The sequence below is a fragment of the Phaeobacter sp. JH20_02 genome (genome assembly GCF_048056915.1).
Classification (GTDB): Bacteria; Pseudomonadota; Alphaproteobacteria; order Rhodobacterales; family Rhodobacteraceae; genus Phaeobacter; species Phaeobacter bryozoorum.
Genome location: NZ_JAYMVP010000022.1, coordinates 1101945 through 1123578, shown reverse-complemented (window position 1 = coordinate 1123578; position 21634 = coordinate 1101945). Strand labels below are relative to the sequence as shown.

Sequence of the window (21634 nt, the reverse complement as noted above, 5' to 3'; positions counted from 1 at the left end):
GCCCGACCTGCCAGAGCAAAACAAAACGCCGCCCGGGGAGCATATCCACGGGCGGCGTTTCGCGTTCCCATAGGTCCGATTGTCAGACCGGTCGCGGATCTGCGACCTCAGCGCTCGGGGATCAGGCCACGGGGGCTGAAGCGCAGCACCAGCAGCAGGATCAGCCCCATGGTCAGCAGGCGCATATGCGACGCGCTTTCCAGCAGATGAACCTTCAGCGCATTGGTGTCGGCCATGCCTGCGGTCAGGGTCTCGATCAACAGGATGCCCATCGGCTCAACCTTGATCCACAGGAACCAGATCAGCAGACCTCCCAGCACCGCGCCAAAGTTATTGCCGGAGCCACCGACAATTACCATCACCCAGATCAGGAAGGTGAAGCGCAAGGGATTATACGTGCCCGGCGTCAGCTGGCTGTCGAGCGTGGTCATCATAGCCCCGGCAATGCCACAGATCGCAGAGCCAAGGATGAAGATTTGCAGATGGCGGCGGGTCACATCCTTGCCCATCGCCTCGGCTGCCACCTCATTGTCGCGAATGGCGCGCATCATCCGGCCCCAGGGGCTCTTCAATGCCATCTGCGCCATCCACAGCAGCACCAGCAGCACAACGGTGAACAGCAGCGAGTAGCCCAGCTTGACATAGAGCGTGGAGGCCAGAACCGGATCCAGACCATAGTCCGCCGCCTTGGCGACAAACTCCGCATCATTCTGCAGATCGACCTCATAGGGCAGGGGCCGGGGCAGGCCGACGACATTTTTCACGCCGCGCGACAGCCAGTCCTCGTTCTTCAGCACCGAGATGATGATCTCGGCAATGCCAAGCGTCGCAATCGCCAGATAATCAGACCGCAGACCGAGGGCCGTCTTGCCGATCAGCCAGGCAACGCCGGCCGCCAGCAGACCGCCCGCAGGCCAGGCCAGAAGCACCGGCAGACCCAGCCCGCCTAGGTTGCCCTCCAGCGCCGGGTTGATCGCCTCGACCCCGGCAACCGCCGGATCGAAGATTGCGCGATACACCACAAAGCCGAGGATCAGCACCGCCAGCAGCACCGCAACGCGCAGCTTACCGGCAGGCACCATCCGCATGGTTGCAACGGCCGCGACCAGCGTCATCGCCCCCATGGCCAGTGCCATGATGATCCCGACACCGCCCTGGCTCCACGCGCCCGGTGTCGGAGCGGTAGAAACCAGCACAACGGCCAGACCACCAAGCGCCACGAAGCCCATGATGCCGACATTGAACAAACCGGCAAAGCCCCACTGAAGATTGACGCCAATCGCCATGATCGCAGAGACCAACCCCATGTTGAGGATCACCAGAGCCGAGTTCCAGGATCCGGAGAAAAACAGAAAGTTCGCGCTGCCCTCAAGCAGGATCAGAATACCAACAAACAGAAACAGCAGGGAGGTTTTGACTGTCTCGCTCATACCACTTTTCCTTTGAAAAGGCCCGTGGGCTTGAACAGAAGCACGACCACAAGGATCGCAAAGGACACGGCGAATTTGTAATCCGTGCTCAGAAGCTGGACGAGGCCATCAGGCTCGAACGACTCCGGCACAACATAGGTCAGCACTTTCTTCCAGGCATAGGTGATGGTCACCTCGGAGAACGCGATGATGAACCCACCAGCGATGGCCCCGACCGGGCTGCCCAGACCACCAACGATAGCGGCGGCAAAGATCGGCAGCAGCAGCTGGAAATAGGTGAAGGGTTTGAAAGACTTGTCCAAACCATAAAGCACGCCGGCAATGGTCGCGAGGGTCGCAACGATCAGCCAAGTATACATCACCACCCGCTCCGGGTTGATGCCCGAGAGCAGCGCCAGATCTTCGTTGTCGGAATAGGCGCGCATGGATTTACCGGTGCGGGTCTTGTTCAGGAACCAAAACAGCAGCGCGACAACCACCACTGCGGTGATCACGGTGATGCCTTGCGTGGTCTTGATCGCCAGCCCCTCACTCAGGCCGGTCATCGCCTTGAAATCCCGCGCGGAAATCAGAAAGCGTTCGCCGTCAGCAAACCGCTGATCGCCCGGCCCGATGACAAATCGCACAAGGCCATTCATCATGAACATGACGCCCAGCGACACCATGACAAAAATCACCGGCTTGGCTTTCTGTGTCCGGTAGAACCGATAAACGGTGCGGTCGGTGACCAGCATCAGAAGCATACAGCTCGCGATGCCAAGCGGCAGCGCCAGCAGCGCAGTCGGCAGCGGGCCAAAGCTGATGCCCATCGACTGCAACCACCAGGTCACGATGATGGTCACCATTGTGCCAAAGGCCATAGTGTCGCCATGGGCAAAATTCGAAAACCGCAGCACCGAATAAATCAGCGTCACACCCAGCGCACCAAGCGCCAGTTGACTGCCGTAAGCGATTGCCGGAACCCCGACAAAATTTGTAAGCGCCACAAGGGCGTTGAGGAAGTCCATTATTTATCCTCTTGGCAGGTGCCGGTATATGTCACTTGGGAGGGATACCTTCTGGCACTTTTTTCATCGAGTGAGACATTGTCGCCGCTCATGAGTATCATCCAGCTGTCTACGGATGTGTCGGCTGGAGGGACCTTTGCGAACCTTATGGACGAACCAAGCTCCAGAAACGGGGCAAGTGAAACAAACTCTTCCGAGTCTCCTTGTTTCCAAGCGAAACGAGCCAGACCGCCACCGGCACCCCTATCTTCTGAAAGCACCGCAAGGGTGATCTTCATTTCGATGGGATCGGCCGGACACCTTTGAACCGTCTTGCAGTCCGCAGCATCGTTGGTGGTGCATTCCAGAACAGAAGTGCACTTAGGTTCCAAGTAGCAGCTGAGGTTAGTCCCAGCTTGGTCAGCAAGAGCAGCAGCAGGGCTAAGTGCCGTACAGATAACGAGAGCTCGACTGTGGTTTATTACAGCCGATTTTCTTAGTAGAGGCATACTCGGTCACCCCCCCAAGAAAGATTTGCGCACTTCGGGATCGGCGAGCAGCTCTTGGCCGGTGCCGGTGTAGGCATTGCGGCCCTGTACCAGAACGTAACCTTTGTCCGCGATCTCAAGCGCTTGTTTGGCGTTTTGTTCGACCATCAGGATCGGCAGACCGGTACGGGCGACCTCAATGATACGGTCGAACAGCTCGTCCATGACGATGGGCGACACACCTGCTGTCGGCTCGTCCAGCATCAGAACCTTCGGCTTGGTCATCAGCGCGCGGCCGACGGCCACCTGCTGGCGCTGACCCCCGGAGAGTTCGCCCGCCGGCTGGTTGCGTTTTTCACGCAGGATCGGAAACAGCTCATAGACCTGCTCCATGGTGTCGGAAAAATCATCGGTGCGGATGAAAGCGCCCATTTCCAGGTTTTCCTCCACCGTCATCGAGGTGAAGATATTGCTGGTCTGGGGCACAAACCCCATGCCCTTGATCACCCGGTCCTGGGGGGTCAGCAGGGTGATATCCTCGCCGTCCAGACGCACGGCACCTGCGCGGACATCGAGCATCCCGAACACAGCTTTCATCGCGGTGGATTTCCCGGCACCATTGGGGCCAACGATAACGGCGATCTCGCCCTTATCGACGGCAATGGTGCAGTCGTGCAGGATATCCGGCCCTTTGCCGTAGCCGCCGGTCATCGTGTCACCGATCAGAAAGGGACCACCGTCCACCTTGCGTGTGGGGCCGCTTTTGCTGTGGGCAGGCTGCATCGTTCCAACACCATGCGGATTGGTGATCGAGGCATCACGATTGCCGTGATCGTTCTGGTAGGGATTGTCGCTCATGCTCCAGCCTCCAGTTTATCTTTGTTTTTCAGGCCGGTGCCGAGATAGGCTTCGATCACCTGCTCGTTGGCCTTGATCTGATCCAGCGTGCCTTCAGCCAGTTTCTTGCCCTCGGCCATGCAGATAACCGGGTCGCAGAGGCGCCCGATGAACTCCATGTCGTGCTCGATCACGACGAAGGTATAGCCGCGCTCCTCGTTGAGGCGCTTGATGGCATCGGCAATGGTATAGAGCAGGGTCCGGTTCACACCTGCGCCCACCTCATCGAGGAAGACGATCTTGGCGTCCACCATCATGGTGCGGCCCAGCTCAAGCAGTTTCTTCTGCCCGCCCGAGACCTGACCGGCCTTCAGATCGGCGATATGGCTGATGGTCAGGAATTCCAGAACCTCATCTGCCTTGGCCCGCAGCGCGCGTTCCTCATCCGCAATGCGCTTGCGGCCGAACCAGGTGTTCCACAGCGTCTCACCCGACTGCGCACTTGGCACCATCATCAGGTTCTCGCGGCAGGTCATCGACGCAAATTCATGCGCGATCTGGAACGTCCGCAGCAGCCCCTTGTGGAACAGCTCATGCGGCGGCAGGCCGGTGATGTCCTCACCGTCCATGGTGACCCGGCCAGAGGTCGGTTCAAGCACGCCTGCAATCACGTTGAAAAGAGTGGTTTTTCCGGCGCCGTTTGGCCCGATCAAACCGGTTATGGAGCCCTTAGCGATTTCCAGCGACGCGCCATCAACCGCATGGAACCCGCCGAAGTGCTTGTGCAAGTCCTCGACGACGATCATGTCATTTCATCCCCCACCGTCTTTTTGACGGCTTTTGAATTTGGAACAGCCCGGGCAAAACCCGGGCTGATCATCTTGGTTCGATCCGATTTTACGGGATCAGCGGAATTTCACTGTGGCGTTGGCGCCGTCCTTGACTTCGATCTCGCGGTAGGAGCCTGCGCTCTCACCGGGGCCGATCAGTTCTACGCCAGTCGCACCCTCATAGTCGATGTCGCCGCCATTCGCGAGGATTTCCAGGGCCTTGCCCAGCTCGCCGGGGTTGATCTTCTCACCGGGCGCATTGGCTACTTCAAGGATCTTGGAGCCATAGTCGGCCGGATCCTTGGAGTTTGCGGCCTGCATTGCCAGCATGAACAGCGCGGCAGCGTCATAGCTCTCCGGGGAATAGGCGGAGGTGCCGTCGAAACCTGCGGCTTTGGCCAGCTCAGCATAGATCGCCGCACCTTCGCTGTCGGAACCGGCAATCTGGCCAAAGGAGCCATCAAGATCCGGGCCGATGTTCTTGGGCAGGGTGTCACCGATCATGCCACCGGGCAGACCGAAGGTGTCATAGGCACCGGAGTCGAGCGAGGCCTGAATGATGCCCAGGCCGCCCTGATCCAGGTAGCCGGCAACAACCAGAATATCGCCGCCAGCGGACGCCAGTGCGGCGACTTCTGCGGAATAGTCGCCCTTGCCGTCTTCATGCGCGGTCACGATGGTGACTTCACCGCCGACTTCCTCAAAGGAGGTTTTGATCGCGTCGGCCAGACCTTTGCCGTAGTCGTTGTTGGTATAGGTCAGGGCGATGGAGTTGACGCCGCGCTCTTTCAGCACTTCGGCCATCACCTGGCCTTCGCGGGCATCGGAGGGCGAGGTGCGGAAGAACAGGTCGTTGTCTTCCATGGTCGACAGGCCGGGCGAGGTGGCCGATGGCGAGATCATCACCATGCCGTTCGGGATCGCGACGTTCTGCAGGATCGCGCCGGTCACGCCGGAGCAGTCACCGCCGATGATGCCGTTGACACCGTCAGCAACCAGCTTCTCGCCGTTTGCAGTCGCCAGACCATTGTCGATACAGCCGGTGTCTGCGCGCACCGGAATGACAGTCGCCGCATCAAGCAGCTTGCCGGATTTGGTCACTTCCTCCATCGCCAGCTCAGCGCCGGAACCCATGGCCGGGGCGAGGGATTCGATCGGCCCAGTAAAGCCGAGAAGCACACCCAGCTTCACTTCCTTGGCGTGGCCACCCGCAAACGCAGTGCCAGCAGTCAGGGCAGCGGCGGCTGTCGCCATCATCATTTTTTTCATTTTTGTGAACTCCCATTTGTTGGAACATATTTGTTCAAATCGGACCCTAGGCAAGCGTGGTAAAAAAGGGAAGTCCTCTAGCGCCAACATGTCGCAGGTTTTTTCGCCCCGGTTACGGAGAATGGAATGTTCCCAATGGGGTAGATGACCCAACGGCCGCTCGCCCCTTGGGCATCGGGGATCAGCGCACCGCAGCGCTCGTCGCAAGTCGCCAGATCCGCGTCGCATTTCATGCCGGGCGGCGCAAAAGCTGGCCAAATAGAAAATTCGCGCTAAATTCGGTCGAATAGCATGAATATGAGCCATTGGACCGCTCCCCCCAGGGTCTGATCACGGAATTGCGCAGGAGGCGTCATGCATATGGGGAGGTCTGTTATTAGAGTGCTCCAAGTCAACCCATCGTGTCAGGCGATGCGACCCCGGCGACGGCAATCGTCGGCTTGTCAGCCGGAAAGATCGACCAGCCAGACGCGACAGATCCGGCCGATGCTGGCATCCCTGGCACAGCGCTTTATCGCATTAACCCTGCTGGCCACCGTTGGCACCGCGGTCTCGGCACAGACGCTGAGCAGCGATCACGGAGTGTTGAAGATAGAGCGGATGGCCCACGGGCTGGATATCCCATGGGCTTTTGATTTCCTGCCTGATGGCTCGGTGCTGATCACTGAAAAAGACGGTGACCTGTTGCACCTGGCGGCGGGCCGTCTGACCCGCGTCAAAGGCACTCCGAAAGTGCTCGATCAGGGGCAGGGCGGGCTGCTGGACGTGTTGATTCCGCGCAATTTTGACAGAACCCGGCGGATATATCTCTCTTATTCGAAACGGCTTGGAAGAGGCTCTGCCACAGCGGTGGCCACCGGGCAGCTCGCCCGGCGCAACACCCAGCTTGAGGGGCTGCGGGACATCTTCGTCGCCGCGCCACCCGCCGACAGTGGGCGCCACTTCGGATCGCGGCTGGCAGAAGGGCCTGACGGAACTCTCTATGTCACCCTGGGTGATCGCGGCGACCGGCCATCTGCCCAATCCCTCACCTCACATCAGGGCAGCATTCTGCGTTTGAATCCCGACGGATCCGTCCCGCGCGACAACCCCTTTACCAAACAGAAAGGGGCGCAGCCGGAAATCTGGTCCTACGGGCATCGCAACCCCCAGGGACTGACCTTTGCCGCCGATGGCCAGCTCTGGTCTGTTGAACATGGCGCCCGTGGCGGGGATGAGGTCAATCTGATCGAGAAAGGCGCAAATTACGGCTGGCCGGTCATCGCCTACGGCCGGCATTATTCAGGGCTGAAAATCGGCGAAGGGACCACAAAGCCGGGCCTGAAGCAGCCGGCCCACTATTGGGACCCCTCGATGGCGCCCTCAAACCTGCTGGTGTATTCCGGCAGCATGTGGCCGGACTGGCGCGGGGATATCTTTGTCGGCTCGCTCAAGTTCGGCTATATCGCGCGGCTCTCCGGGCAACCACTGGCGGAGGTTGAGCAGATCAGGGGCGATGAGACAGGACGGATCCGGGACCTGCGCGAGGCCCCGGACGGTAGCATCTGGTTCCTGTCCGAGACCAATGGTGCGCTCTACCGCCTGTCGCGCTGAACCGGCGCGAACCGGACCCCGGGCCGATCCGGCATAGGCCTGATCCGACAGGGGCGCGGGTCACAACGTCGGCGGGGCCGATTTGCTGCCGCGTTCGCGATAAGGCGTCGTGTCGTAATGCGCCCGGTAGCATTTGGAGAAATGCGAAGGTGATGCAAACCCGCAGGCAAGCGCCACATTGATCACACTCATATCGGTCTGCATCAACAGGTTGCGCGCCTTCTGCAACCGCAGTTCCATATAATAGCGCTTGGGAGATCGGTTGAGATAGCGACGGAACAGCCGCTCCAGCTGGCGGGTCGACATGCCGACATTCTGCGCCAGAATGGAGGGGCTGATCGGCTCCTCGATGTTGGCTTCCATCATCTGGATCACCATAGACAATTTGGGGTGGCGCACCCCGATCCGGGTCGGGATCGACAGGCGCTGCGTGTCCTGATCGGTCCGAATCGATGAATAGATGAGCTGATCGGCCACCGAATTGGCGATATCCTCGCCGTGATCATTGGCAATCAGCTTCAGCATCAGGTCGATGGAGGAGGTACCGCCGGCTGTCGACATCCGGTTGCCGTCGATGACAAAGACCGATTTGGTCAGCTCGACCTCGTCAAACTCCTCATTGAAACTGTCGGCATTCTCCCAGTGAATCGTGGCACGTCTGCCATCCAGCAGGCCCGCGCGCGCCAGCGCATATGACGCCGTGCACAGCCCGCCAACCTTCAACCCCTTGCGCGCTTCGCGACGCAGCCACGACAGCAGTTTTTTTGTGGTGGCTTCCTGCACCGAAATACCGGAGCACAACAGAATTGTGTCATCGCGCTGGAGTTCGATCAGGTCGTCATCCACCTGAAAGGATGTTCCGGCCGAACAGCTGACCGTGCCGCCGCCTTCGGCCAAGAGCATCCAGGTGTAGACCTCGCGGCCAATCATCCGGTTGGCAATTCGCAGACATTCCAGCGCCGAGGCAAAAGACAGCATCGTAAAACGGTCAAGCAAAACAAAGGCATAACGCCGGGATTGGGGGCCTTTGGTCGGGCTTGGTGTTGGCTTGCTCTGCGTCTGCATGGCCAGCGTCCTCATTCAATATTTCTGTTCTTCGCAAGGGCGGATTTTGCGAAATTCGGGCACCGTGTTCATAGCTTCGCGGTGTCGTCAAGACTTTGCAAATCTAAACTGGTCAGCCGGAGTGTGATTTCGTATAGATGGCGTTCGTTAACTTTGAGACCTCTTATGCGGAGACACAGCTATGAGTGAGTGGCAAAAATCGACCTGGCGCCAAAAACCGCGGGTGCAAATGCCAGAATATACCAACGCCGACGCGCTGTCGGCTGTTGAGGCTCAGCTGTCAAAATATCCGCCGCTGGTATTTGCCGGTGAGGCGCGGCGGCTGAAACAACACCTCGGCGCGGCCGGCCGGGGCGAGGCATTCCTGCTTCAGGGCGGCGACTGCGCCGAAAGCTTCGACCAGTTCAGCGCCGATGCGATCCGCGATACCTTCAAGGTGATGTTGCAGATGGCGATGGTGCTAACCTACGGTGCCAAGGTGCCGGTGATCAAGGTCGGCCGCATGGCGGGCCAGTTCGCCAAACCTCGCAGCGCACCGACAGAGACCGTGAATGGCGTCGAGCTGCCCAGCTACCGCGGTGACATCATCAACGATCTGGCCTTCACCGAGGCCTCCCGCGTGCCGGACCCGCAGCGGATGCTGCAGGCCTATACTCAGGCCGCCGCGACGCTGAACCTGATCCGGGCGTTCTCGACCGGCGGTTATGCCGATGTGAACCAGGTCCATGCCTGGACGCTGGGCTTTACCGAGGGCGAGAAGGCCGAAAGCTATCGTGAAATGGCGAATCGCATCACCGATACGCTCGACTTCATGAAGGCGGCCGGCATCAACAATGATACCGCGCACACCTTGCAGTCGGTTGACTTCTACACCAGTCACGAAGGTTTGCTGCTGGAGTATGAAGAGGCGCTGACCCGTCTGGATTCGACCTCCGGCAAATGGCTGGCCGGCTCCGGCCACATGCTGTGGATCGGCGACCGGACCCGTCAACCGGATGGCGCACACGTGGAATTCTGCAGCGGCGTGCTGAACCCGATTGGTCTGAAATGTGGTCCGACCACAACGGCCGAGGATCTGAAGGTTCTGATGGCCAAGCTGAACCCGGAGAATGAGGAAGGTCGTCTGACCCTGATCGCACGCTTTGGCGCAGGCAAAGCCGGCGAACACCTGCCACGCCTGATCAAGGCGGTTCAGGAAGAGGGCGCCAAGGTGACCTGGGTCTGCGACCCGATGCACGGCAACACCATCAAATCCTCCACCGGCTACAAGACCCGCCCGTTTGAGAGCGTCCTGCGCGAGGTTCGCGACTTCTTTGCGATCCACACCGCAGAGGGCACCATCCCGGGCGGCGTGCATTTCGAGATGACCGGTCAGGACGTCACCGAATGCACCGGCGGCGTGCGCGCCGTCACCGATGAGGATCTCAGCGACCGTTATCACACGGCCTGCGACCCGCGCCTGAACGCCAGCCAGTCGCTGGAGCTGGCCTTCCTCGTTGCGGAAGAAGTCTCGCAGCTGCGCGCCCGCACCGCGGAGCGTCAAGCCGGCTGATCACCCACAGATCCACCCTGATCATCAGGATGGCACCTAGCAATGGACCCTCACCCCATCCGGGTGAGGGTCTTTTTATTCAAAGGGTTGGGAGAAGTTTCTGATGCACCTTAGCCAGAGTTTCGGCAGCGATCCGCAAGGCGCCACCAGCCCCGTGGGCGCAGTACCTTGAACATGGCGACAGGGTCGTTTGCGCATCTGACAAAAGGGAAACGCCCCGGACCTTCTGTCGCGGGGCGTCTGCTTTCTAGCTATGTCCAGTAGCGCGAAAGTATCTCGGGAATATGCTGTGCCGTCTCAGGCCTCAGTCTTTGCTGACCACCAGTCGCAGGTGGCTGCCGCGCTTCTTGGCGGGCTGTTTTTCGGCCTTTGGCGCCACGTCCTTCGCGCTCGACATCTGGCGGCTGCGCTCAATCAGCGAACGCGCTTCCGTCATCACGCTCGGCTCTGGCTCAAACCGCGCCTGGGTCTCGGCAAACCCCGGATTGGGTGTGTTGACGTCCTGCGGTTTACGCTGGGGTGCGACCGGATCAGCGGCGCGTGGCTTGGCCTTAAAGGGGGTGTCGCCCTTATGGCTGACCTGACGGATCTTTGTTTCGGTGATGGAGAACCGCTGTGACGTGCCGGTCGGGTTGCCTTCGGAGATGAAAACACCCAGCGCACGGCTGATGTCGCCCAGATCGCTGCGCAGCGGCAGCAGCAGCATCCGCGCCTCACGTGCACCGCGCAGACGGTTGTTTTCGGTCTGAAGCGTCAGTTCGATGATGGCGGGCGTGTCGAACATGGTTTCCATTGCCGCGCTCATCTGTTTGCGCGCCTCCGGTGTGAAGAAAGCGGTGATCGGCATGCCGCGCACTTCCATGCCAGCCATTTCATTCACCCGCTGTCCGGCAAGACGGAACCGGGCGATACCGGGCGCGATCCGTTCCAGAATAAAGGTCTGGGGCAGGATGTTCTCCAGCCCGCGCGGGTCAATCTGCGACCGGCTGGGAATGTCATCACCCCGGCGCAGGGCGGTCCAATAGGCCTCCGCCTGACGCATGGGCGACAGCGATCCCGCAGCACGGAACCGGTCCATTGCCACAACCTTAGTTTGACCATCGGTCTGATCGTTATCTTTGCGGCCGCCAAAAAACATCGCTGTCATCCTCGCTGGATCCGGCTGGGTCATGCGCCAAGCTAAAGTTGGTTGCCTAACGATTAATGCCGAATTGGTTATCCTGAAGTTAACATGCCACAATCTTATTCAATTTTGGACTACTTCTTTAATCAATGGTTAACACTTTAGGATAGGACCGCGCGCTTATGGACTTGTCGGCTGCCCGTTTGTAAACCTTTGACCACGCAAAACTGCGCCTTGGGCGCCTCGGAGGGCAGCAGGACATGACCATCCATTCAATGACGAGCTTTGCAGCGGGACAGGGCAGCATCGGCGCCCATAGCTGGTCGTGCGAATTGCGCTCGGTCAACGCCAAGGGGCTGGATCTGCGGCTGCGCATTCCGGACTGGCTGGAGGGGCTTGAGACCAACCTGCGTGGCCAATTGAGCAAGGCGCTGTCGCGCGGCAACGTCTCCATGACCCTGCGCATCAGCCGCAGCGAAGCCGCCGCAAGCGCGCTTGAGATCAACCAGCCGGCGCTGGCATCGCTGTTGCAGGCAATTGCCGAGGTGGAGCGTCAGGCTGATGCTGTCGGCATTGTGCTGGCACAGACCACGGCGGCCGATCTTCTGGCGCAGCGCGGCGTGTTGGAGCAGGCCAGCAGTGCCGATGATCCCGCCCCGATCGTGGCGGCACTGAGCGCAGATTTCGCCGCAATCCTGTCCGACTTTGTTAACATGCGCGCCAGCGAGGGCGCCGCGCTGAAGACCGTGCTGATGGACCAACTGGACCAGATCAGCACGCTGCGCGATGAGGCCGCACGCCGCGCCGAGGCGCGCAAGGATGAGGTTGCCGCAAACCTGCGGACCAATCTTGCGCGGGTTCTGGACAACAGCGACGGCGTCGATGAAACCCGTCTGGCACAGGAACTGGCGCTTCTGGCGGTGAAATCCGACGTCACCGAAGAATTGGACCGGCTCACCGCCCATGTTGCGGCAGCGCGTGACCTTCTGGCCAAGGGCGGGGCGGTCGGGCGCAAACTGGATTTCCTGATGCAGGAATTCAACCGCGAGGCCAACACACTCTGCGCAAAAGCACAGAACAGCGATCTGACGGCGGTCGGGCTTGAGCTGAAGGCGGTGATCGACCAGATGCGCGAGCAGGTCCAGAACATCGAATAACGACACAGAATAACAACAACGTCATAAGACATAAGGAGAGCACGCCATGGCAGATCGGCGCGGCCTGTTGATCATCCTTTCTTCGCCCTCGGGGGCCGGGAAATCCACATTGGCAAAACGACTGCGGTCCTGGGATCCCAGCATCGAATTCTCCGTCTCCGCCACCACGCGCAACCCGCGCCCGGGCGAGGTGGATGGGCAGGACTATCATTTTATCACCACCGATGCCTTCAAAACTGCGGTGAGCGAAGGCGACATGCTGGAACACGCTCATGTGTTCGGCAATTTCTACGGCTCGCCCAAGGGGCCGGTAAAGGCGGCGATTGATAGCGGGCGCGACGTGCTTTTTGATATCGACTGGCAGGGCGCCCAGCAGATCCGCAACTCGGATCTGGGCCAGCACACGCTGTCGATCTTCCTGCTGCCCCCCTCGATCTTGGAGTTGCGCCGTCGTCTGGAAAGCCGGGCGCAGGACGATGCCGCTACGATCACCCGCCGGATGGAGAAAAGCTGGGACGAGATCAGCCACTGGGGCAGCTATGACCACGTGCTGATTAACGATGACCTCGACGCAACCGAAACACAGCTGAAGACAATTATCACCGCCACCCGCCTGCGCCGGATCCAGCAGCCCCATCTGATGGACCATGTGCGCGGCCTGCAAAGCGAATTTGAGGAGCTGTCATGACCATCTATGCCCTGGGCGACAAGACCCCGAACATCCACGCCGACACCTGGGTCGCGCCCGACGCCAACCTGATTGGCCTTGTGGTGCTGGAGGAGGGGGCCTCGGTCTGGTTTGGCACCACCATCCGGGCCGATCACGAAGAGATCCGTATCGGTCGCGGCTCCAACGTGCAGGAAAACTGCGTCATGCACATTGACGCAGGCTACCCGCTGACCATTGGTGAAAACTGTACCATCGGCCACAAGGTAATGCTGCATGGCTGCACCATCGGCGACAACTCCCTGATCGGAATGGGTGCGACCATTCTGAACGGTGCCAGGATCGGCAAGAACTGCCTGATCGGTGCGGGCGCCCTGATCACAGAGAATAAAGAAATCCCAGATAACTCTCTGGTCATGGGCGCACCCGGCAAGATTGTCCGGGATGTTGACGAGGCTCTGGTGCAGTCGCTGCGCCAGAGCGCTGAGCACTACCAGGAAAACATGCGTCGTTTTCGCAACGAACTGACAGAGGTCTGACACGTGAGAAATTCCAAAGGGTCGCTGATGCGGCCAGATCCCTTGCCCTTCAGCGCGAGCCATCCGGTTGTGACACCGCTCAGCCCGTCGGTGGTCTATGCCAGCGAAACGCCAGATGCGCTTGATGACCAGTACGAAGGGCGGGTGCACGGCTATACCTACTCCCGCGAAGGCCATCCCAATGCCGATGTGGTCGCCAAACGGCTGGATGCGATGGAAGGTATGCCCGGCGGTGTCGTGACCGGCTCCGGCATGGCGGCGGTTTCGGCCGTTCTGCTGGGCCTGCTGAAAACCGGCGATCACGTGATTGGCGGCAATCAGCTCTATGGGCGGTCGATGCGCCTGATGGCCGAGGATCTGCCGCGTCTGGGCATTGAAACCACTTTGGCCAATCCCGGTGATGTGGCCGCAGTGGAGGCCGCGATCCGCCCCGAAACCAAGATGATCCTGGTCGAGGCGGTATCAAACCCGACGCTTGCCGTCGCCGATATCGACGGGCTGGCCCGGCTCTGCAAGGATCGCGATATTCTCTTGGTGGTGGACAATACCTTTACCACGCCGCGGGGCTTTCGTCCCTTTGACCACGGCGCCGATATCGTCATCCATTCAATCACCAAGCTGCTGGCCGGCCATTCCGATGTGATGCTCGGTTATGTCGTGGCCAAGGATCCTGAGATCAACACCCGTCTCAGCGTCTATGTGGTGACCACCGGCATGACGCCCAGCCCGTTCGACTGCTGGCTCGCCGAACGCGGTATGCTCTCGTTCGAGCTGCGGTTTGAACGCGCGCAGGCCACGGCGGTGACGCTGGCGGACCATCTGGCGGGGCTGCCGGGGGTGAAGCGGGTGATCTACCCGACCCGCAAGGATCATCCCGATCACGAGCGCGCAATGGCGCTGTTGGAGGGCAGGGGCTGCAATATGGTCAGCTTCGAGCTTGAGGGCGGGCGCGCTGCCGCCAATGCCTTTACCCGGGCGGCAGATGGGCTGAACTTTGCCCCGACCCTTGGCGATGTGGGCACAACGCTGTCGCATCCGGCCTCTTCCTCGCACCGCGCCCTCAGCGCGGAGGATCGCGCAAAACTGGGGCTGAGCGAAGGGTTCTTCCGCGTCTCGGTCGGGCTTGAGGATCCGGCAACGCTCTGCGCTGTCTTCACCGAAGCGGTCGCGGCTGCCATGTCATAGTTACAATTGATTTGTAACACGGCCGGCACAGCTAAAACGCGAGGGGCACATGACTGACGATCTGATTAACGGTTTCATGGAGGCCATCCCATTGCCAGCTGTGCTGGTCGATCAAAGCGAAAGGTTCATCGCCGCAAATGCGGCGGCGACCACGCTGCTGGGCGCCAATCTGGTCGGGCGCCATTTCGCCACCATCCTGCGCCAGCCCAATGTGGCCACGGCGATCGAAAGCTGCCTTTACGACCGCAGCGCCAAAACCGCGCGTCACCTGTCCAATGATGGCGCACAGGACACCACGTTTGAGGTGGCCCTGCGCTATGTGCCGGGCATCGGCGCCGTGAATGGCGGCGCGGCGCTGATCAGCCTCACGGATATCACCGAGCGCGAGCAGGCGAGCCAGATGCGGCGTGATTTTGTCGCCAATGTCAGCCATGAACTGCGTACGCCGCTCACTGCGCTTATGGGGTTTATCGAAACGCTGCGCGGTCCTGCACGCGATGATGCTGCGGCACGGGATCGGTTTTTGCAGATCATGCAGGATGAAGCCAATCGGATGAACCGGCTGGTTGGTGATCTTCTGTCGCTGAACCGGGTCGAAAGCGAGGAGCGGGTGCGCCCGCGCGAACAACTGGATCTCGGCGCTCATCTGGCCTCGACCCTGAAATCGCTGGAGCCGGTTGCAGAGGCCGCCGAGGTGCAGCTGACGCTCGACATACCGGAGACGCCAACCGCCGTTACCGGCGATCCAGACCAGTTGCAGCAGGTCTTCACCAATCTGGTTGAGAACGCGATCAAATATGGCGGTGATCACGTCACGCTGCGGTTGCGGACCCGTGATCGTGATCCAGCGGTCCGCGCCGCTGCTGTCAGGGTCGAGGTAATTGACAATGGCAGCGGGATAGACCCCGTGCATCTGCCGCGCCTGACCGAACGGTTCTACAGGGTGGATACCCACCGATCCCGAGAGCAGGGCGGCACCGGTCTGGGGCTGGCGATTGTCAAACATATCGTCAACCGCCATCGCGGCCGCCTGCGGGTTGAAAGCAGCGCCGCCACTGGCACCGTCTTTACCGTCATCCTGCCGCGCTGAGCCGGCCACCGGGGCGCCGATGTCGCCTAAGCCGCGCCAACAGCCGCCAGCGATTAACAAAAACCGGGGCACCCGGAGCGTTTTGTCACAAAAATCCGCCAGAAATCCGGGTTTGTCATACAGCTGTTACATAGCTGTCACAAAAGGCTCACGCGCCGCCCTTAGGTGAGGGCGCAAGATCATCACGGGATGATCCTGAAAATTGACACCCAAGGAGACACAGATGTCCTTTGTGAAACTCACCGCATCCGCCCTGGCCATTTCGGCTGTTTCTGCCACTGCTGCGGCAGCGCGCGATCAGGTTCAGGTTGCCGGTTCTTCGACCGTTCTGCCCTATGCCTCCATCGTGGCCGAAGCCTTCGGCGAGAACTTCGACTTCCCGACACCGGTTGTCGAATCCGGTGGGTCCTCGGCTGGCCTCAAGCGGTTCTGCGAAGGTGTTGGTGAAAACACCATCGACGTGGCCAACGCATCGCGCCGCATCAAGGACAAGGAAATCAAGGCCTGCGCCGAAAACGGCGTGACCGATATCATCGAAGTTCAGATCGGCTATGACGGCATCGTGTTTGCCAATGACATCAAGGGCAACGCCTTTGAATACACGCCGACCGACTGGTTCCTGGCGCTCTCCGACGAAATCCTGGTTGATGGCAAAATGGTCGCCAACCCGAACAAGACCTGGGCCGACGTCAACAGCGCCTTCCCGGCACAGAACATCCAGGCCTTCATCCCCGGCACCAAGCACGGCACCCGTGAAGTCTTCGAAGACAAGGTGATCCTGGCGGGCTGTGAAGCCACCGGCGCATTCGAACACCTGCTGGCCCACGCCGAAGGCGACAGCGACAAGGCCAAGAAGAAAGCCGCCGAGAAAGCCTGCATCTCGCTGCGCACCGATGGTGTGTCGGTGGACATCGACGGCGACTACACCGAGACCCTGGCGCGGATTGAATCCAACAAGGACGGTATCGGGGTCTTTGGTCTGGCGTTCTACGAGAACAACACCGACAAGCTGCAGGTTGCCACCATGTCCGGCGTGGTTCCCACCACCGAGAGCATTGCCGAAGGGGAATACCCGGTATCGCGTCCGCTGTTCTTCTACGTGAAGAAAGCCCATATCGGCGTGATCCCCGGCCTGAAGGAATATGCTGAATTCTTCGTCGCCGATGAAGTTGCCGGTCCCGATGGCCCGCTGGCGGAATACGGTCTGGTTGCCGACCCCGAGCTGAGCAAGACACAAGCCGTGGTTTCCGAAGAAGAGGTCATGGGCGGCAATTCCTGATCGCTCGGCCAGAATGAGACAACGGGCCGGGGCATCTAGGGTTGCCCCGGCCCATTTCACGACCACCAAATGAAATACCCCTGCATGTCGGCGCGTCCGACGCCGCAGGAGCGGAGTTTCCGCCCCACTCAAACGGAGTAGCTGATGCCGACAGTCTGGCTCGTTATTGCCCTGATCGCCCTTTCGGGGCTGGGCTTTGTGCTTGGGCGCAAGCGTGCGCTTGCTTCGGCCGGGGGCGACGCCAAGGCGTTGCATTCCCTGCCGGCCTACTATGGTCACAACGTGGCCTTCAGCGCGCTGGTGCCTGCCCTTGCCGTGTTGGCGATCTGGACATTGGCCCAGCCCATGGTGATCGAAAATCGCGTCTCGGCGATGATCCCCGCCGAGATGGTGCCGGAGAACTCCACTCTGGGTCTGGTGATGAGCGACGTGCGCCGTCTTGCCGACGGGCTGGATCAGGCGGTGGCGCAGGGGCTGCTCTCGCCGGATGAGGCGCGCAGCCTCGACAGCGGTGAAACGGATATTCGTGCCCGCCTCGGCGACATCGGCGTCGCCCTCGGGTCTGAAGTCCGCCCGGAGGTTCTGAGCGCGGCCCAGAGCTATCGCAGCCAGTCAAACAAAGGCCAGATCATCATGTCGGTGATCGTCGGTCTTCTGGCGATTGTCGGCTTTGCCTGGGCCTATGGCCGCACGCATAAGGATTTCCGCGCCCGCAATGTGGTGGAACAGGGGATCATGGCACTGCTGGTTCTGGCGGCCAGCCTCGCGATCCTGACCACGGTCGGTATCGTTTTCTCGATGCTGTTTGAGAGCATCAACTTCTTTGGCCTTCACGCCTGGTCAGATTTCTTCTTTGGCACCACATGGGCGCCAAATTTCCGCGGCGACAGCGATCTGTCGATCCTGCCGCTGCTGTGGGGTACGCTTTATATCTCTGCAATCGCCCTTGCTGTCGCGGTGCCTGTGGGCCTGTTTGCCGCCATCTACCTCTCAGAATACGCCGGAAGCACCACGCGCGCATTTGCCAAACCGCTGCTGGAAATCCTCGCAGGTATTCCGACCATCGTTTACGGCCTGTTTGCGCTGCTGACGGTTGGTCCGCTGCTGGTCAAGGTCTTTGGCCAGGGTGAGGATGGTCTGCTCGGCGTCGAATGGATGAGTGGTGCGACCTCGGTGCTGACCGCCGGACTGGTGATGGGCATCATGCTGATCCCCTTTGTTTCCTCGCTCTCTGACGACATTATCAACGCAGTGCCGCAGGCGATGCGTGATGGCTCGCTCGGGCTTGGCGCCACCAAATCGGAAACCATCCGCCAGGTGGTCCTGCCGGCGGCGCTGCCGGGCATCGTCGGCGCGGTGCTGCTGGCGGCCTCACGCGCCATTGGCGAGACGATGATCGTCGTGATGGGGGCAGGGGCGATTGCCAAGTTCTCGCTCAACCCGCTGGAATCAATGACCACGATCACCACCCGTATTGTCAGCCAGCTGACGGGTGATACGGATTTTGCCAGCCCCGAAACGCTGGTTGCCTTTGCTCTGGGGCTCACGCTGTTCGTGCTGACCCTCGGCCTGAATGTCCTGGCGCTCTATATCGTGCGCAAATACCGGGAGCAGTACGACTAATGACCGATATCAGCCAAAACACTCCGGGAAACACTCCTGGGCCAAACGCTGGTGCCGAACGGCGCCATGCAGGCTCGCTGTTGCAGCAATCGGATCGCACCCGCAAGCGCAACGCCGCCGAGCGCCGCTTTCGCGGCTATGGCATGGCCGCAATCGCGGTTGGCCTGCTGATGCTCGCTGTGCTGGTGTTCACCATCGTCAGCCGGGGCACCGGTGCCTTTCAACAGACTTTCATCACGCTTGAGGTGGAGCTGCTGGAAAGCAAGCTCGACAAATCCGGCACCCGTGATCTGGAGGCCATCAAGAAGGTGACCACCTTTGGCTACGCGCCGCTGATCAAGAACGCGATGGAAACCAAGGTGGCCGAGCTTGGCATCCAAACCGGTCTCAAGCCCAAGGAACTGGCGGGCCTCCTGTCCAAGGACGCCGCCGCGCAGCTGCGCAGCTTTGTGCTGGCCAACCCCGACCAGATTGGGGAAACGGTTGCGTTCCGCTTCCTCGCCTCCAGCCGTGTCGACGGCTACCTCAAGGGCCGGGTCAGCCGCGACAGCATCGCCAACGACAAGAGCATTTCCTCCGAACAGCTGGATCTGGTCGATGCCTTGGTTGCGGCGGGGATCGTGGCCAAGACCTTTAACCTGGATTTCATCACCGGTGCGGATGCGTCTGACGCGCGCCCCGAAGCCGCGGGCATGGGGGTTGCGATGATGGGGTCGCTGTTCATGATGCTGGTGGTGCTCGCGCTGGCGCTGCCGATTGGCGTAGCCGCGTCGATCTATCTTGAAGAATTTGCACCGAAGAACTGGCTCACCGACGTGATCGAGGTGAATATCTCCAACCTCGCGGCGGTGCCGTCCATCGTGTTCGGTATTCTTGGCCTTGCGGTGTTCATCAACTACATGCACCTGCCGATGTCGGCACCGCTGGTCGGCGGTCTGGTGCTGACGCTGATGACCCTGCCGACGGTGATCATCTCCACCCGCGCCGCATTGAAGGCTGTTCCACCGTCGATCCGCGACGCGGCGCTGGGAGTGGGGGCCTCGCGGATGCAGGCGGTGTTCCACCATGTGCTGCCGCTGGCGGCACCGGGGATCCTCACCGGCACCATCATCGGGCTGGCGCAGGCCCTTGGCGAGACCGCACCGCTGCTGCTGATCGGCATGGTGGGCTTCATCGCCTCCAACGCGCCGGAAACCATTGCCGACGGCCTGCTGGCGCCAAATTCCGCCATGCCCGCGCAGATCTACGAATGGGCAAAACGTGCCGATCCGGCATTTTACGAACGCGCCTGGGGCGGTATCATCATCCTGTTGATCTTCCTCGTGACCATGAACACAGTGGCCGTGATCCTGCGCCGCCGCTTTGAACGCCGCTGGTAAGAGGGGCAGCCGAAATGAACCAGATGACTGCATTGGACAGAGACGTGCACACAGAAAAAACCAAGATCGCCGCCAAGAATGTGAATGTCTATTACGGCGAGGCCCACGCGATCAAGGACGTGAACGTCGAGATCGAAGACAACACCGTCACCGCCTTTATCGGTCCGTCGGGCTGCGGCAAATCCACGTTCCTGCGCTGCCTGAACCGGATGAACGACACCATCGACATCTGCCGCGTGACCGGTGATATCTCGATCGACGGCGAGGATATCTACGACAATCGCGTCGACCCTGTGCAGCTGCGCGCCAAGGTTGGCATGGTGTTCCAGAAGCCGAACCCGTTCCCCAAGTCGATCTACGACAATGTTGCCTATGGCCCGCGCATTCACGGCCTGGCCGCCAATAAGGCCGAGCTGGACGAGATCGTCGAGAAATCCCTGCGCCGTGGCGCCATCTGGGATGAGGTGAAGGATCGCCTGGACGCGCCCGGCACCGGTCTGTCCGGTGGCCAGCAGCAGCGCCTGTGCATTGCGCGCGCCGTCGCGACGGAGCCGGAAGTGCTCTTGATGGATGAGCCATGTTCGGCGCTGGACCCGATTGCAACCGCCCAGATCGAAGAGCTGATCGACGAGCTGCGCAACAGCTATTCGGTGGTGATCGTCACCCACTCGATGCAGCAGGCCGCGCGCGTCAGCCAGAAAACCGCCTTCTTCCACCTCGGCAACCTGGTGGAGTTTGGCGCGACCGGCCAGATCTTTACCAATCCCGAAGATCCCCGCACCGAAAGCTATATCACCGGCCGCATCGGCTGATCGTGAGGACCAAAGACATGCCAGAGCAACATATCGCATCCGCCTTCGACCGGGATCTGGAAGCCATTCAGGCGCAGATCATGAAAATGGGGGGCCTTGTCGAGGCCGCCATCATGGACGCCGCTCGTGCACTCGAAACCCGCGACGAAGAGCTCGCCCAGCAGGTGCGCAACGGCGACAAGGCCATCGACGGGCTGGAAGAGCTGATCAACGAAGAAGCCGCCCGCGTCATCGCCATCCGCGCGCCTGCTGCGGTCGATCTGCGGCTGGTGCTGTCGGTGATGAAAATCTCCGGCAATCTCGAACGTATCGGCGATTATGCCAAGAACATTGCCAAACGCACCGCCGTTCTGGCGCAGGGGCCCAGCGTCTCTGAGAGCGCCGCCGCCATGCGCCGTATGGCGCGCGAGGTCGAGCTGATGCTGAAGGACGCGCTGGATTCCTACATCCAGCGCGACGTGGAACTGGCGCAGGACGTGATCGCCCGCGACAAAGACGTCGATCAGATGTACAACGCGCTGTTCCGCGAATTCCTCACTTTCATGATGGAAGACCCGCGCAACATCACCCCCTGTATGCACCTGCATTTTATCGCCAAGAACGTCGAGCGCATGGGCGATCATGTCACCTCGATTGCCGAACAGGTGGTCTATCTGGTGACCGGCGACAAGCCCGAGGATGACCGGCAGAAAGCCGACACAACATCCTCTGTGCCGCAGGAGGTCTGACC

20 protein-coding genes are annotated in these 21634 nt (G+C 60.5%); 12 read left to right on the top strand and 8 right to left on the bottom strand.

All coding sequences use genetic code 11. From position 1 onward, the window contains the following. Positions 1-107 precede the first annotated feature (107 nt). From VWY34_RS12135 to VWY34_RS12110, 6 genes are all read right to left on the bottom strand, one after another. Complete coding sequence (locus tag VWY34_RS12135) at positions 108-1430, bottom strand: ABC transporter permease subunit (RefSeq protein WP_416544376.1); 1323 nt, start codon at positions 1428-1430, stop codon at positions 108-110. After that, positions 1427-2437, bottom strand: coding sequence for a branched-chain amino acid ABC transporter permease (locus VWY34_RS12130; RefSeq protein ID WP_416544375.1), 1011 nt, complete (start codon positions 2435-2437; stop codon positions 1427-1429). Before VWY34_RS12130 ends, VWY34_RS12135 begins: the two co-directional genes overlap by 4 nt. After that, the gene (locus VWY34_RS12125) at positions 2437-2715 is read right to left on the bottom strand and encodes a hypothetical protein (RefSeq protein ID WP_416544374.1); all 279 of its coding nucleotides are present in this window, start codon (positions 2713-2715) and stop codon (positions 2437-2439) included. Before VWY34_RS12125 ends, VWY34_RS12130 begins: the two co-directional genes overlap by 1 nt. Positions 2716-2931: 216 nt before the next feature. Beyond that, positions 2932-3762, bottom strand: a complete 831-nt coding sequence (locus tag VWY34_RS12120) for an ABC transporter ATP-binding protein (RefSeq protein ID WP_416544373.1) — start codon at positions 3760-3762, stop codon at positions 2932-2934. Continuing rightward, positions 3759-4547 (bottom strand): ABC transporter ATP-binding protein, encoded by a 789-nt coding sequence (locus VWY34_RS12115; RefSeq protein ID WP_340545586.1) that lies wholly within the window; start codon positions 4545-4547, stop codon positions 3759-3761. The genes VWY34_RS12120 and VWY34_RS12115 overlap by 4 nt, the downstream gene beginning before the upstream one ends. A 99-nt stretch (positions 4548-4646) precedes the next feature. Next, entirely contained in the window at positions 4647-5840 is a 1194-nt protein-coding gene (locus VWY34_RS12110) for an ABC transporter substrate-binding protein (RefSeq protein WP_416534929.1), read from the bottom strand. Between the two features lie 486 nt (positions 5841-6326). Between VWY34_RS12110 and VWY34_RS12105 the strand changes: the two genes are divergently transcribed. Further along, positions 6327-7433, top strand: a complete 1107-nt coding sequence (locus VWY34_RS12105) for a PQQ-dependent sugar dehydrogenase (RefSeq protein WP_416544372.1) — start codon at positions 6327-6329, stop codon at positions 7431-7433. Positions 7434-7493: 60 nt separating this feature from the next. Here VWY34_RS12105 and VWY34_RS12100 read toward each other — a convergent pair whose 3' ends face one another. Further along, a complete protein-coding gene (locus VWY34_RS12100; RefSeq protein WP_340545583.1) occupies positions 7494-8498 on the bottom strand; it encodes a GlxA family transcriptional regulator in 1005 nt (334 codons plus the stop codon). Positions 8499-8679: 181 nt separating this feature from the next. On the opposite strand from VWY34_RS12100, the gene VWY34_RS12095 reads away from it, so the two are divergent. Next, the gene (locus tag VWY34_RS12095) at positions 8680-10050 is read left to right on the top strand and encodes a class II 3-deoxy-7-phosphoheptulonate synthase (protein ID WP_416534932.1); all 1371 of its coding nucleotides are present in this window, start codon (positions 8680-8682) and stop codon (positions 10048-10050) included. A 304-nt stretch (positions 10051-10354) separates the two neighbouring features. On the opposite strand, the gene VWY34_RS12090 is transcribed toward VWY34_RS12095, so the two are convergent. Next, positions 10355-11188: a PAS domain-containing protein gene (locus VWY34_RS12090; protein WP_340546320.1), complete on the bottom strand. Its 834-nt coding sequence runs from the start codon at positions 11186-11188 to the stop codon at positions 10355-10357. Between the two features lie 245 nt (positions 11189-11433). On the opposite strand from VWY34_RS12090, the gene VWY34_RS12085 reads away from it, so the two are divergent. The 10 genes from VWY34_RS12085 to phoU all read left to right on the top strand — a co-directional run bounded on the left by VWY34_RS12085 (position 11434) and on the right by phoU (position 21632). Then, on the top strand, positions 11434-12330 hold the full coding sequence (locus VWY34_RS12085) for a YicC/YloC family endoribonuclease (protein WP_416544371.1): 897 nt from the start codon (positions 11434-11436) through the stop codon (positions 12328-12330). A 46-nt stretch (positions 12331-12376) separates the two neighbouring features. After that, complete coding sequence (gene gmk / locus VWY34_RS12080; protein ID WP_416534934.1) at positions 12377-13018, top strand: guanylate kinase; 642 nt, start codon at positions 12377-12379, stop codon at positions 13016-13018. After that, the gene (locus VWY34_RS12075) at positions 13015-13536 is read left to right on the top strand and encodes a gamma carbonic anhydrase family protein (RefSeq protein WP_416538750.1); all 522 of its coding nucleotides are present in this window, start codon (positions 13015-13017) and stop codon (positions 13534-13536) included. Before gmk ends, VWY34_RS12075 begins: the two co-directional genes overlap by 4 nt. Positions 13537-13563: 27 nt before the next feature. Continuing rightward, entirely contained in the window at positions 13564-14721 is a 1158-nt protein-coding gene (locus VWY34_RS12070) for a trans-sulfuration enzyme family protein (protein ID WP_416544391.1), read from the top strand. A gap of 49 nt (positions 14722-14770) precedes the next feature. Further along, positions 14771-15811 (top strand): sensor histidine kinase, encoded by a 1041-nt coding sequence (locus VWY34_RS12065; RefSeq protein ID WP_340545577.1) that lies wholly within the window; start codon positions 14771-14773, stop codon positions 15809-15811. 223 nt (positions 15812-16034) lie between these two features. Then, positions 16035-17090, top strand: a complete 1056-nt coding sequence (locus VWY34_RS12060; RefSeq protein ID WP_340545576.1) for a substrate-binding domain-containing protein — start codon at positions 16035-16037, stop codon at positions 17088-17090. Between the two features lie 144 nt (positions 17091-17234). Continuing rightward, positions 17235-18713 carry a phosphate ABC transporter permease subunit PstC gene (gene pstC, locus VWY34_RS12055; RefSeq protein ID WP_340545575.1) on the top strand — a complete coding sequence of 493 codons (1479 nt, stop codon included), beginning with the start codon at positions 17235-17237 and terminating at the stop codon, positions 18711-18713. Beyond that, positions 18713-20092: a phosphate ABC transporter permease PstA gene (gene pstA / locus VWY34_RS12050; RefSeq protein ID WP_416540171.1), complete on the top strand. Its 1380-nt coding sequence runs from the start codon at positions 18713-18715 to the stop codon at positions 20090-20092. The genes pstC and pstA overlap by 1 nt, the downstream gene beginning before the upstream one ends. A 14-nt stretch (positions 20093-20106) precedes the next feature. Then, complete coding sequence (pstB, locus tag VWY34_RS12045; protein ID WP_416544370.1) at positions 20107-20904, top strand: phosphate ABC transporter ATP-binding protein PstB; 798 nt, start codon at positions 20107-20109, stop codon at positions 20902-20904. Positions 20905-20921: 17 nt separating this feature from the next. Further along, positions 20922-21632, top strand: coding sequence for a phosphate signaling complex protein PhoU (gene phoU, locus VWY34_RS12040; RefSeq protein ID WP_061049310.1), 711 nt, complete (start codon positions 20922-20924; stop codon positions 21630-21632). Positions 21633-21634 lie beyond the last annotated feature (2 nt).